Source organism: Streptomyces sp. NPDC048521 (assembly GCF_043199855.1).
Classification (GTDB): Bacteria; Actinomycetota; Actinomycetes; order Streptomycetales; family Streptomycetaceae; genus Streptomyces.
On record NZ_JBICWR010000008.1, the window covers coordinates 90,330 to 103,178 of the forward strand.

General features: G+C 70.2%; 11 protein-coding genes and 1 tRNA gene. 7 read left to right on the forward strand and 5 right to left on the reverse strand.

Features of this window, described 5'->3' with window-relative positions:
• Positions 1-11 precede the first annotated feature (11 nt).
• From ACGFRF_RS20150 to ACGFRF_RS20170, 5 genes are all read left to right on the forward strand, one after another.
• A complete protein-coding gene (locus ACGFRF_RS20150) occupies positions 12-1,328 on the forward strand; it encodes an ABC transporter substrate-binding protein (RefSeq protein ID WP_393741702.1) in 1,317 nt (438 codons plus the stop codon).
• A 305-nt stretch (positions 1,329-1,633) separates the two neighbouring features.
• On the forward strand, positions 1,634-2,626 hold the full coding sequence (locus ACGFRF_RS20155) for a carbohydrate ABC transporter permease (RefSeq protein ID WP_393741704.1): 993 nt from the start codon (positions 1,634-1,636) through the stop codon (positions 2,624-2,626).
• A gap of 14 nt (positions 2,627-2,640) precedes the next feature.
• Positions 2,641-3,561 (forward strand): carbohydrate ABC transporter permease, encoded by a 921-nt coding sequence (locus tag ACGFRF_RS20160; RefSeq protein ID WP_393741706.1) that lies wholly within the window; start codon positions 2,641-2,643, stop codon positions 3,559-3,561.
• 213 nt (positions 3,562-3,774) lie between these two features.
• The gene (locus tag ACGFRF_RS20165) at positions 3,775-5,217 is read left to right on the forward strand and encodes a GH1 family beta-glucosidase (protein WP_393741708.1); all 1,443 of its coding nucleotides are present in this window, start codon (positions 3,775-3,777) and stop codon (positions 5,215-5,217) included.
• 127 nt (positions 5,218-5,344) lie between these two features.
• Entirely contained in the window at positions 5,345-6,400 is a 1,056-nt protein-coding gene (locus tag ACGFRF_RS20170; RefSeq protein WP_393741710.1) for a LacI family DNA-binding transcriptional regulator, read from the forward strand.
• 136 nt (positions 6,401-6,536) lie between these two features.
• Here the strand turns inward: ACGFRF_RS20170 and ACGFRF_RS20175 are convergent.
• From ACGFRF_RS20175 to ACGFRF_RS20190, 4 genes are all read right to left on the reverse strand, one after another.
• Positions 6,537-6,609: transfer RNA gene (locus ACGFRF_RS20175), tRNA-His, on the reverse strand.
• Between the two features lie 115 nt (positions 6,610-6,724).
• On the reverse strand, positions 6,725-7,327 hold the full coding sequence (orn, locus tag ACGFRF_RS20180; protein ID WP_393741712.1) for an oligoribonuclease: 603 nt from the start codon (positions 7,325-7,327) through the stop codon (positions 6,725-6,727).
• Positions 7,328-7,475: 148 nt separating this feature from the next.
• Complete coding sequence (locus ACGFRF_RS20185; protein WP_393741714.1) at positions 7,476-8,693, reverse strand: helix-turn-helix domain-containing protein; 1,218 nt, start codon at positions 8,691-8,693, stop codon at positions 7,476-7,478.
• Between the two features lie 378 nt (positions 8,694-9,071).
• Positions 9,072-9,341, reverse strand: a complete 270-nt coding sequence (locus ACGFRF_RS20190) for a hypothetical protein (RefSeq protein WP_393741716.1) — start codon at positions 9,339-9,341, stop codon at positions 9,072-9,074.
• A 326-nt stretch (positions 9,342-9,667) separates the two neighbouring features.
• On the opposite strand from ACGFRF_RS20190, the gene ACGFRF_RS20195 reads away from it, so the two are divergent.
• Positions 9,668-10,195 (forward strand): universal stress protein, encoded by a 528-nt coding sequence (locus ACGFRF_RS20195; protein WP_393741718.1) that lies wholly within the window; start codon positions 9,668-9,670, stop codon positions 10,193-10,195.
• Between the two features lie 154 nt (positions 10,196-10,349).
• Positions 10,350-10,904, forward strand: coding sequence for a hypothetical protein (locus tag ACGFRF_RS20200; RefSeq protein WP_393741720.1), 555 nt, complete (start codon positions 10,350-10,352; stop codon positions 10,902-10,904).
• Between the two features lie 122 nt (positions 10,905-11,026).
• On the opposite strand, the gene glmS is transcribed toward ACGFRF_RS20200, so the two are convergent.
• On the reverse strand, positions 11,027-12,844 hold the full coding sequence (glmS, locus tag ACGFRF_RS20205) for a glutamine--fructose-6-phosphate transaminase (isomerizing) (RefSeq protein ID WP_393741722.1): 1,818 nt from the start codon (positions 12,842-12,844) through the stop codon (positions 11,027-11,029).
• Positions 12,845-12,849: the final 5 nt, after the last annotated feature.

A 12,849-nucleotide genomic window follows, 5' to 3' on the forward strand; every position in this document is an offset into this window, starting at 1 on the left:
GGAGTAGTGGAATGCGCATCACCCGTACCGGCGGCGGTCACGGCCGCAGGGCAGCGGCTCTGACCACATCGGTCCTGACGGCCTCGGCCTTGCTGCTGACCGGCTGCAGCAGCGACGACGACTCGAGCACGGATGCCAACGGGAACATCACCCTCAAGGTGGCGGACTTCGGGCAGTTCGGCTACAAGGAGGCCGATCTGTTCGCCAAGTACCACAAGTTGCACCCGAACATCACGGTCAAGGAAGAGACCACTGCCAACGAGCAGGACTACTACCCGAAACTCCTTCAGCAGCTGAACACGGGCAGTGGCCTGGCGGACGTCACGGGTATCGAGGTCGGGCGCATCAAGGAGGTCGTGGACACCCAGTCGGGCAAGTTCGCCGACCTGAGCAAGACGATCGACGTGAACAACTGGGTGTCCTGGAAGGAGAAGCAGGCAACCGCCAAGGACGGCACGGTCATCGGCGCCGGCACCGACATCGGCCCGATGTCCCTGTGCTACCGCAAGGACCTGTTCGAGAAGGCGGGCCTGCCCACCGACCGCGAGGCCGTCGCCAAGGCCGTCGCGGGCGGCTGGGAGGACTACCTCAAGCTCGGTGAGCAGTACAAGAAGAAGGCGCCCTCCGGCACCTACTTCATGGACTCCGCCTCCGCCATGTACAACGCGGTCGTCAGCTCCTCCTCCGAGCAGTACTACGACGCCGACGGCAAGCCGGTCTACAAGGACAGCCAGTCCGTGAAGCAGGGCTGGGACCTGGCCGCCGAGGCCGCCGACAAGAAGCTGTCCCAGGGCCTGCCCCAGTTCACCGACGCCTGGACGGCGGCCCTGCGCAAGGGGTCCGTGGCCACCGTGGCGTGCCCCGCCTGGATGGCCGGCCAGATCTCCACGAACTCCGGTGACGCCTTCAAGGGCAAGTGGGACATCTCCCGCGCGCCCGGTTCCACCGCGGCCAACTGGGGCGGCTCCTTCCTCGCCGTCCCCAAGAGCGGCAAGCACGTGAAGGAGGCCACCGAGCTGGTCAAGTGGCTGACCGCCCCGGAGCAGCAGGCCGAGGTGTTCAAGGCGATCGGCGTCTTCCCGTCCAACAAGGGCGCCTATGACCTGGCCAGCGTGAAGAACGCCAAGCTTCCGTACTTCAGCGACGCCCCGATCGGCCAGATCTACGCCGAGGAGGCCAAGTCCATCCCCGAGGCGGTGCTCGGCCCGAAGGACGGCGTGATCAAGGACACCATCTCCACGCAGATCAACAACATGGAGCAGCGAGGCACCAAGCCCGCCGACGCGTGGAAGGCCGCGACCGAGTCGATCGACAAGGCGCTCGGCTAGACACCCCCGGTGCGGGCGGCCCGTCGGCCGCCCGCACCACGCCTGCGCGCGGGGGCCGTCCACGCGGCACCGGGCGGACGGCGCACCGTACGGCACGGGCCGCGCGGGAGGCGGAAGGCACCGCACCGTCCGCGGCGGCGCACCACCTGGCGGGCCCGGTGGCCGGGCTCCGCCTCACACGCACGTCAGGCCGCGCGGGCCGCTCGGCACCGCACCGATCCGCGCAGGGGGCGGCGGGACCGCACCCGGCCCCTGAACTCCCCTCCCGCCCCACCGGCCGAAACCTCCAGGGAAGGACTCCCTCCGTGGCAACGACAACCCCCGCACGGGGTGCCTACACTCCGCCACCCGGCGGCACCGGCGCCGCGTCGAACGGACGCGGCAAGTGGCGTACCCGGCTGTGGCGCCTCGACGACAAGGCGTCGCCGTACGCCTACATCGCCCCCTTCTTCCTCATCTTCGGCGCCTTCGGGCTCTACCCCCTCCTCTATACCGGCTGGATCGCCCTGCACCGGGTGGAGATGACGAGCCTCGACCAGTCCCAGTGGGTCGGCTGGGACAACTTCGCCAAGATCCTCCAGGACTCCGAGTTCTGGACGGCCGTCGCCAACACCTTCATCATCGGCGTCATCTCCACCGTTCCGCAGCTCCTCGTGGCCCTGGGTCTGGCCCACCTGCTCAACTACAAGCTGCGGGCCAGCACCTTCTGGCGGACGGTGATCCTCACCCCGTACGCCACCTCGGTGGCCACCGCGGCCCTCGTCTTCGCCCTGGTCTTCCGTGCCGACGGCGGCATCCTCAACTGGGTGCTGCACTTCTTCGGTGTCGGCAACACCGACTGGGGCAACGGGGAGTGGACCTCCAAGATCGCCATCTCGGTCATCGTGATCTGGCGCTGGACCGGTTACAACGCCCTGATCTACCTGGCGGCCATGCAGGCGGTGCCCACCGACCTGTACGAGGCGGCCTCGATCGACGGAGCGTCGCGCTGGCAGCAGTTCCGCAAGGTGACCATTCCCTCGCTGCGGCCGACGATCCTGTTCACCATCGTCATCTCGACCATCGGCTCCATGCAGCTGTTCGGTGAACCGCTGCTGCTGCAGGGCGGCACGCTCGGATCCATCGGCGGCAGCGAGCACCAGTACGAGACGCTCAGCATCTACCTCTTCAACTACGGCTGGAAGCTGGGCCACTTGGGTCCGGCGGCGGCCGTGGCCTGGGCCATGCTCGTCCTGCTGCTGCTCATCGCCCTGATCAACTGGATCGTCGGCCGGTTCGTGCGCAAGAACGCGGCCTGACGGGAGCGACATCGATGACCACGACCAGTCCCACCAAGACCGCGCCGGGCCCCGCTCCGGCACCGCTCGCCCCCGCCGACGGCAAGGGCCGCAGCCGTTTCAGGATCGGCGCCGGCCAGCAGCTCAGGGGCGGCCCGTTCACCTACGCCGCCCTGATCGTCGTCGGTCTGGGTTCGATATTCCCGCTGTACTGGACGCTGGTGGCCGCTTCCCACGACCAGCAGCGGGTCCTGGACAGCCCGCCGCCGCTCGTGCCGGGCGGCCGGCTGTGGAGCAACCTCCAGGCGGCCTGGGAGCAGGCCAACCTGGGGAAGGCCATCGTCAACAGCGTCATCGTGGCCGGCTGCATCACCGCCGCCACCCTCTTCTTCTGCACGCTCGCCGGCTACGCCTTCGCCAAGATGCGGTTCCGCGGCCGCGGGGCGCTGATGACCGCGGTCATCGCCACGCTGACGATTCCGCCGCAGCTCAGCGTCGTCCCGCTGTTCATGATGATGTCGGACATCGGGTGGGGCGGAAAGCTGGAGTCGGTGATCTTTCCGACCCTGGTCGGCGCCTTCGGTGTCTTCTTCATGCGCCAGTACCTGCTGGAGGCCCTGCCGTACGAGCTGATCGAGGCGGCCAAGGTGGACGGGGCGAGCAACATCCGCATCGTGTGGAACGTGGTCCTGCCCGCGGCCCGGCCCGCGATGATGGTGCTCGGCATGCTCACCTTCGTCCAGGCGTGGAACGACTTCTTCTGGCCCTTCCTCGCGCTGAACCAGGAGAACCCGACGATCCAGGTGGCCCTCGGCCAGCTCAGCGCCTCCTACACCCCAGACCAGAGCATCGTCATGGCCGGCGCGCTGATCAGCACCCTGCCCCTGCTGCTCGTGTTCGTCGTCTTCGGCAAGCAGATCGTCGGCGGCATCATGGCGGGCGCGGTCAAGGGCTGACCGGCAGGCATCCGTACGGCCCGTCCGGTACGACCCGCCTCCAAGGCCGCCCCGCACGCGGGCCGTACCGGACCGGGCGTCGTCCCGCCCCGCGGCCTGCCGCACCTTCCCCGCCCCTCCTCGCGCGCCTCGCGCCGTCCCCCTTTTCCCCGGCCGCCGGACCCACGGTCCGCCGTCGCCCTCACCTGACGCCACTTTGGGAGCGCTCTCACCATGACTGCCGTACGACCCGAGACCACCACCCGGTCGGCATCGGACACCTCCTTCCCGGCCGGATTCGTCTGGGGCGCCGCCACCGCCGCCTACCAGGTGGAGGGCGCCGCCGCGGAGGACGGCCGCACCCCGTCCATCTGGGACACCTTCAGCCACACCCCCGGCAAGGTCCGCAACGGCGACACCGGTGACATCGCCGCCGACCACTACCACCGGTACCGCGACGACGTGGCGCTGATGAAGGACCTGGGCCTGAAGGCCTACCGCTTCTCCATCTCCTGGTCCCGCGTCCAGCCCACCGGCCGCGGACCCGCCGTCGAGCGCGGCCTGGACTTCTACCGCAGGCTCACCGACGAACTCCTCCAGGCGGGCATCACCCCGGTCGCCACGCTCTACCACTGGGACCTGCCGCAGGAGCTGGAGGACGTGGGCGGCTGGCCGCACCGCGACACCGCGCACCGCTTCGCCGAGTACGCCGACATCATGGCCCGCGCCCTCGGTGACCGCATCGGCGTGTGGACCACCCTCAACGAACCCTGGTGCTCGGCCTTCCTCGGCTACGGCTCCGGCGTTCACGCGCCCGGGCGCACCGACCCGGCGGCCACCCTGCGTGCCGCGCACCACTTGAACCTGGCCCACGGCCAGGCGGTGGGGGCGCTGCGCGCGGTGCTGCCGGCGTCGGCCCAGACCTCCATCACCCTCAACCTGCACCAGGTGCGCCCGCTCACCGACAGCCCCGAGGACGCCGAGGCCGCGCGCCGCATCGACGCGGTCGGCAACCGGATCTTCACCGGCCCTCTCCTGGACGGCGCCTACCCCGAGGACCTGCTCGCCGACACCGAGCGCCTCGTCGACTGGGGGCAGCTGGTGCAGGACGGCGACCTGGCGGAGATCTCGCGCCCCATCGACGTGCTCGGCGTCAACTACTACTCGCCGACCGTGGTCTCCCAGCCCACCGACGGCAGGGGCAGCGCCCGCAACGACGGCCACGGCGCGAGCGACCACTCCCCGTGGACCGGCTCCGAGGACGTCGCCTTCCACCTCGCCAACGACGAGCTGACCGCGATGAACTGGGCCATCGACGCCAACGGCCTGCACACCCTGCTGACCGGCCTGGCGGCCTCGCACCCGCACCTGCCGCTGATGGTCACCGAGAACGGTGCCGCCTTCGACGACTACATCTCGCCCGAGGGCCGGGTCGCCGACCCGCAGCGGATCGCCTACCTCCACTCCCACCTGGACGCCGTCCGCCGGGCCATCGCCGACGGGGCCGACGTGCGCGGCTACTTCCTGTGGTCCCTGCTGGACAACTTCGAGTGGTCCTACGGCTACTCGAAGCGCTTCGGTGCCGTCTACGTGGACTACTCCACCCAGCGCCGCATCCCCAAGGCGAGCGCGCACTGGTACACCGAGGTGATCCGGAAGAACGCCCTGCCGGCCTGAGTCCGCGGTCATTCCGTTCCCGACACAGGGATGGGGCCCGCGCGCACGAGGGAAGATGGCATCGGGGTCGCGCGGGCCACGGCTGTTACATTCCTGGCCTGACGGCGGTGAACGGAAGGCGACGACTATGGCGGTCAACGGAGGGCGGAGCCGGGGTGGCCGGCGGCCGACCCTGGAAGAGGTCGCCGCCCGGGCCGGTGTCGGCCGGGGCACGGTCTCCCGGGTGATCAACGGCTCGCCCCGGGTCAGTGACACCACCCGTGCCGCGGTCGAGGCAGCGGTCGCCGAACTGGGCTACGTCCCCAACACGGCGGCCCGCGCCCTCGCGGCCAACCGCACCGACGCGATCGCCCTCGTCGTTCCCGAGCCGGAGACGCGCTTCTTCGCCGAGCCGTACTTCTCGGACATGCTGCGCGGTGTGGGCGCCGAACTCTCCGAGACCGAGATGCAGTTGCTGCTGATCTTCGCGGGCAGCGACCGCGAACGGCAGCGCCTCGCGCAGTACCTGGCGGCCCACCGGGTGGACGGCGTCCTGCTGGTCTCGGTGCACGCCGACGACCCCCTGCCCGATCTCCTGGCCGAGCTGGAGATCCCGGCCGTGATCAGCGGTCCGCGCTCGGTCGGCGAGACGCTCACCTCGGTGGACTCGGACAACTACGGCGGCGCCCGCTCGGCGGTGGAGCACCTGCTGTCCCGGGGCCGCCGCCGGATCGCGCACATCACCGGCCGCCTGGACGTCTACGGCGCCCAGCGCCGCGTCGACGGTTACCGCGCGGCCCTGCGCGACGCGGGCCACGAGGTGGACGACCTCCTCATCGAGCCGGGGGACTTCACCGAGGAGGGCGGCCGCCGCGCGATGACGACCCTGCTGGCCCACCACCGCGACCTGGACGCTGTCTTCGCCGGCTCGGACGTGATGGCGGCCGGCGCCCGCCAGGTGCTGCGCGAGGCGGGCCGCCGGATCCCGGACGACGTGGCGCTCGTCGGCTACGACGACTCGGCCATCGCCCGCCACATGGACCCGCCGCTCACCAGCGTCCGCCAGCCCATCGAGGAGATGGGCCGGGCCATGATCGACCTGCTCCTCGCGGAGATAGCCGACCGCCGACCGGCCGCGTCCCAGGGACGGGAGCGACGGCACGCGGTACTGCCGACGGAACTGGTGACACGGGCGTCGTCGTGAGCGGGGGCGCCATGCCTGCCGTCGCGCCTCCATGACCGCGGTGCCCCTGCCGGGTGAGCCCGGCCAGGGGCAGGGGCGCCGCAACGCAAACAGCCGGTGACCCGTCTTGCGACGGAGTCACCGGCTGATTACTCAGGGTGAGTGACGGGACTCGAACCCGCGGCATCCTGGACCACAACCAGGTGCTCTACCAGCTGAGCTACACCCACCATGACCGGAAGTTCGGGGAGTGTTTCCCCGACCGGCCGAGAAGAAGTCTACAGGGTCCGAAGGGGTGCTCGCGCACAGGTTTTCGCGCGGGCCTCCGAGCGGACCCCTTGGCGGTTACTGCGCGGGCAGCACGTGCTTGGCGGCGATGGTCTTCGCGGTGTCGGAGTCCGGGCCGGGCTGCGGGACGAAGATGGCCTCGCGGTAGTAGCGCAGTTCGGCGATCGACTCGCGGATGTCGGCGAGGGCCCGGTGGTTGCCGTTCTTCTCCGGGCTGTTGAAGTACGCCCTCGGGTACCAGCGGCGGGCCAGTTCCTTGATCGAGGAGACGTCGACGATCCGGTAGTGGAGGTAGTCCTCCAGGGTCGGCATGTCCCGCAGCAGGAAGCCGCGGTCGGTGCCGACGGAGTTGCCGCACAGCGGGGCCTTGCCGGGCTCCTTGACGTGCTCCCGGACATAGGCGAGGACCTGCTCCTCGGCGTCCTTCAGCGTCGTGCCGTCCGCCAGTTCGGCGAGCAGCCCGGACGCGGTGTGCATCTGACGCACCACCTCCGGCATCGTCTCAAGCGCCCGCTCCGGCGGACGAATGACGATGTCGACTCCCTCGCCGAGTACGTTCAGCTCGGAGTCGGTGACGAGGGCGGCCACCTCGATGAGAGCGTCGTCGGACAGCGAGAGGCCGGTCATCTCGCAGTCGATCCACACCATGCGATCGTTCATGCGACCACCCTAAAGCTGGCGTGCGCTTTTGGGATGCCCCCTGCCGCGGCCAGGACCCGGGGGCTGCCGTCCCCGGGCCCCGCTGCCGGCGCTCCGGGCCCCGCCCTCGACGCCTGACGGGGCTCGAGGGCGAGGCCCGGCCGAAGGTTCAGCCGGCGCTGCGCGGTCCCGGGAGCAGGCTCACCGCGCCGGCTGCCGTGCGGCGACTCTGGATCGGCACGCCGCTGTCGGGATGCAGCACGGCGGGCACGTGGCCCACCGGTCCGGGGCCGCCGGGCAGACCCGCGGGCGGAGCCTGCTGGCCGGCCGATGACACCTGGGTCTCCGGGTCACTGTGCTTGTCGCCCTGCGGCCGGCGGGCCCGGTAGGCCGCGCGGTAGGCCGCCGGGGACGAGCCGAGCTGGCGGCGGAAGTGCCCGCGCAGCGCGACGGGGGAGCGGAAACCGCACCGGCCCGCCACTTCGTCCACGGAGTAGTCCGACGTCTCCAGCAGCCGCTGCGCCTGCAGCACCCGCTGCGTGATCAGCCACTGCAGCGGTGCGCTGCCGGTCAGCGAGCGGAACCGGCGGTCGAAGGTACGGCGGCTCATGTAGGCGCGTGCCGCCAGTGTCTCCACGTCGAACTGCTCGTGGAGGTGTTCCAGCGCCCAGGCGACGACCTCGGCGAGCGGGTCGGCGCCGATCTCCTCGGGTAAAGACCTGTCGAGATAGCGCTCCTGTCCGCCGCTGCGGCGCGGCGGCACCACCAGGCGCCGGGCGAGCGCGCCGGCCGCCTCGTTGCCGTGGTCCGTCCGCACGATGTGCAGGCACAGGTCGATGCCCGCGGCCGTACCGGCGCTCGTCAGCACGTCGCCGTCGTCGACGAACAGCTCCCGCGGATCGACGTGCACCGACGGATAGCGCTTGGCCAGCGTCGGTGCGTACATCCAGTGGGTGGTCGCCGGGCGTCCGTCCAGCAGTCCGGCCGCCGCGAGCACGAACGCGCCCGTGCACAGCCCTACGATGCGGGCGCCCTCCTCGTGTGCTCGCCGCAGTGCGTCGAGCGCTTCCTCCGGCGGCGGCGAGGTGATCGAGCGCCAGGCCGGTACGACGACCGTCCCGGCGCGGGAGATCGCCTCCAGCCCATGCGGCGCGGTGAGTTCCAGGCCCCCCGTGGTCCGCAGCGGGCCTTCCTCGCCGGCGCACACCAGCAGTCGGTAGCGCGGCACTCCGGCGTCCTGGCGGTCGATCCCGAACACCGACAACGGAATGGAACTTTCGAAGATGGGGCCGCCGCTGAACAGCAGCACCGCGACGATCTCCTTGCGGCGTCGCCCGGACAGTTTCCGGGCCGCGGCTTCCGGCGCGGCAGTGGAGTCGTGGCTCATCCTGCTAAGCCCCCCTCGGTGGTCGCGGCTCCTCGGTTGTGTCGCTCCTGCACGTTTCCCCTCGGTCCTGCACGAGTCCCCCGCCGTAAGACAGTCAAGATCGAATCTACTGGCTCCCGCGGTCTCACGGTGGCCAGTTCGACACGCCGGACATTGTCGACATGACAACTTGGCGTGAAGCATTCGATCACGAAGGGTTGCACTCACGGGCCGTGGAGGGAAGTACGCCTTGTCGCAGTGGCCAAACCGCGTAGGGTGCGCAGCGGTCCGTAGACCCTTTCCGTGCAGGTGGAACGGGGGTTGGGGGGTGGTCCGGACCCCTCCTGGTCGATATCCAGAAGTTGGCTGAAAAGATGCGCGCGAGGGTGCGGAAACCGGTCAGTCGACCGGTGTCTGTCCCCGGGTGTGACGTCCGCCTCTTTGCGTGGCGCAATCCTCGGCACACCGCTCGGAGCGGCGCAGCAGCAGCCGGCAGACGGCCGTGACGGCTGCCAGGCCCAGCGCGGTGCCCGCCGCCCCGGCCAGCGAGGTGCCGTACCAGAGCAGGACCACGGGGACGAGGACGCAGCTGAAGGCCGCCCAGCGGATCACGTCACTCACGGTGTCCGGCGCGGGCTGCGGGTCGCGGGTCGGTCGGGGTCCGGACATCTCGTACTCCCTGTGGCGGTGGTTCACCCCGGTACAACGCCCGTTCGACGGGACGGTCACCGGCCGCGCATCTGTGAATCCTGAGCAAACCGCCTGTACGGGGCAGCAACCATTGCGTTACGGGCGCCGCTCGTGCATGCTCCGGTGAACCCCTGCGGACGTCGGGGGCCGCTCACGGAGCGTGCGCGGGATCTGGGCTCAGGAGGCGTGCCGCCGTACCCTTGAGGGTATGGGGTCCGGAAGATGTTTCCCGGACACAGCTCCGCCGCACACTTCCGCCGCACACTGTCGTCCCACCCATAAAGGATCACAACGCCGAGACAGCCATGGCCGGTCACGAATTCTTCGAACCCGCGGACCGCAAGCGGCCGGTCGCCGACCCCACGGCGGCCGATCCCCTGGCGGCGGCGCAATCGCGCCCTTCCTGCGACCCCGCCTTCCGGCATGGAGTCGTCGTCGGCTTCGACGGCTCGACCTCCAGCGAGCGCGCCCTCGCCTACGCGATCGGCATGGCCCACCGCTCCCAGTCCGGCCTGATCATCGTGCACGTCGCCAACCGGCTGCCCACCACCGTGTGGGCCGGCTGTGAGCCGCCCGTCTTCGTCGACGTCCCCGACCACCGCACCGAGGTCCTCGGGCTGGAGCTGGCCTGCGCGGACTATCTGGCCGAGGTGCCGTGGATCCTGGTCGAGCGGGGCGGGGACATCTGCCACGAACTCGAAGAGGTGGGGCGGGAGTACGAGGCCGACGCGATCGTCGTCGGCTCCACCCACGGCATCGTCGGCCGGATCTTCGGCTCCGTCGCGGGGCGGCTCGCCAAGCGGGCGCAGCGGCCCGTGATCGTCATCCCGTGATCGTCATTTCGTGATCTTCATCCCCGTGACGTCTCACACATCGTCAACTTCCTTTGTGCAGCGCGAAACTACTCGCGCGTAGAGGTGGTTTGTGCCCTTGTGAAGGGCATATACCGGTCACCGCACAACTGCACATGCATGAAGGGAGCCCGCCGTGGACAATGACGTCTCCGCGGGAAGCGTGAGCACTACCGTGGCCGGCCGACTCGCCCTGGGCATCACCCTGTTGGCGTTCGGACTCGGCACGACCGGCGTGATCGACGGCGTGGGCACGTCGGACGCGGTGACCGTGGCCCACTACGTGGGCGGCGTCGCCCTCTTCCTCATCGGCCTGTCGGTGCTCCGTGACGGCGCCTTCGGCGTCGGGTACGTGGCTCTCGGCGCCCTCTGGTTCACCTGGGCGGTGTCGGATCACGGGTCGGCGAACGCCGCCGGGCTGTTCCTGCTTCTGTTCGCCCTCGTGGCGCTCACGTTGACCGTGGCCGGTGGGGACGCCCTGGGCCAGGTCGTGCACGGGCTGCTGTTCCTGGCGATGCTCGTGCTCGCCGTCGCGGCCTTCGCCGACAGTTCCGCTCTCGCCAAGGTCGGGGGCTGGCTGGCCGTCGCGTCCGGGGCGGTGGCCTGGTACGCGGCGACGGCGGCGCTGGCCCACTGGCCGACCATGCTTCCTCGGCGTGCCGCGGGCCGGGGGGTGACGGCCACCGGCTGATGCGCAGCGGCACGGGAAGGACCCCCACGTGACGGGTGGCACACGTGGGGGTCCGTCCTCTTGTCGCGCCTGTACCGGTGCGCCGGGTTGCTCGCGCGGTTCCCCGCGCCCCTTCGGGCGTGCTACTCGACCGTGACCGACTTGGCGAGGTTGCGCGGCTTGTCGATGTCCCGGCCCAGGGCCTTGGCCGTGTGGTACGCGAGGAGCTGCAGGGGGATGCCCATCAGGATCGGGTCCAGCTCGTCCTCGTTCTTGGGGACGAGGATCGTCTGGTCGGCCTTCTCCTGGTCCTGGTGGGCCACGGCGAGGATCTTGCCCTCGCGGGCCTTGATCTCCTCCAGGGCCGCGCGGTTCTTCTCCAGCAGGTCGTCGTCGGGGACGATCGCGACCGTGGGGAGGGCCGGCTCGATGAGGGCCAGCGGGCCGTGCTTCAGTTCGGAGGCGGGGTAGGCCTCGGCGTGGATGTAGGAGACCTCCTTGAGCTTCAGGGAGGCCTCGCGGGCCACCGGGTAGCCCCGGACGCGGCCGATGAAGAGCATCGAGCGGGCGTCGGCGTAGGCCTCCGCCAGCTTCTTGATCTCCTCCTCCTGCTCCAGGATCTCGGAGATCTGCCGCGGCAGCTTGCGCAGGCCCTCGATGATCCGCTTGCCGTCGCGGACGGAGAGGTCGCGGGTGCGGCCGAGGTGCAGGGCGAGCAGGGCGAAGGCGACCGTGGTGTTGGTGAAGCACTTCGTCGAGACCACGCAGACCTCGGGGCCCGCGTGCACGTAGATGCCGCCGTCCGCCTCGCGGGCGATCGCCGAGCCGACCACGTTGACCACGCCGAGGACGCGGGCGCCCTTGCGCTTCAGCTCCTGCACGGCGGCGAGGACGTCGTAGGTCTCACCGGACTGGGAGACGGCGACGTACAGGGTGTCGGGGTCCACGACCGCGTTGCGGTAGCGGAACTCGGAGGCCGGCTCGGCGTCGGCGGGGATGCGGGCCAGCTCCTCGATCATCTGGGCGCCGATCATGCCCGCGTGGTACGAGGTGCCGCAGCCGAGGATCTTCACGCGGCGGATCCGGCGCGCCTCGCGGGCGTCCAGGTTCAGGCCGCCGAGGTGCACGGTGGAGAAGCGGTCGTCGATGCGGCCGCGCAGCACGCGGTCCACGGCGTCGGCCTGCTCGTGGATCTCCTTGTGCATGTAGGTGTCGTGGCCGCCCATGTCGTACGACGCGGCCTCCCACTCCACGGTGGTGGGCTCGGCGCTCGTGCGGGTGCCCTCGGTGGTGTAGGTGCGGAAGTCGTCGGCCTTGAGGGTGGCCATCTCGCCGTCGTCGAGAGTGACTATCTGCCGGGTGTGGGTGACCAGGGCGGCGATGTCGGATGCGACGAACATCTCCTTCTCGCCGATGCCGAGGACGACCGGGGAGCCGTTGCGGGCCACCACGATGCGGTCGTTGAAGTCGGCGTGCATCACGGCGATGCCGTAGGTGCCCTCGACCACGCGCAGGGCCTGGCGGACTTTCTCCTCCAGGGTCTCGGCCTGGGAGCGGGCGATGAGGTGGGTGAGGACCTCGGTGTCGGTCTCGGAGAGGAACTCGACGCCGTCCGCCTCCAGCTTGCGCCGCAGGTCGGCGGCGTTGTCGATGATGCCGTTGTGCACGACGGCGACCTTGTCGTCGGCCGACATGTGCGGGTGGGCGTTCACGTCGGACGGGGCGCCGTGGGTGGCCCAACGGGTGTGGGCGATGCCGGTGGTGCCCTTGAAGCGCGCCGGGACCTTGGCCTCCAGGTCGCGCACCCGGCCCTTGGCCTTGACCATCTTCAGGCCCGGCGTCTTCGGGGAGGTGACGACGATGCCCGCGGAGTCGTAGCCGCGGTACTCCAGCCGCTGCAGGCCTTCCAGCAGGAGGGGGGCGACGTCACGCTTCCCGATGTATCCGACAATTCCGCACATATATA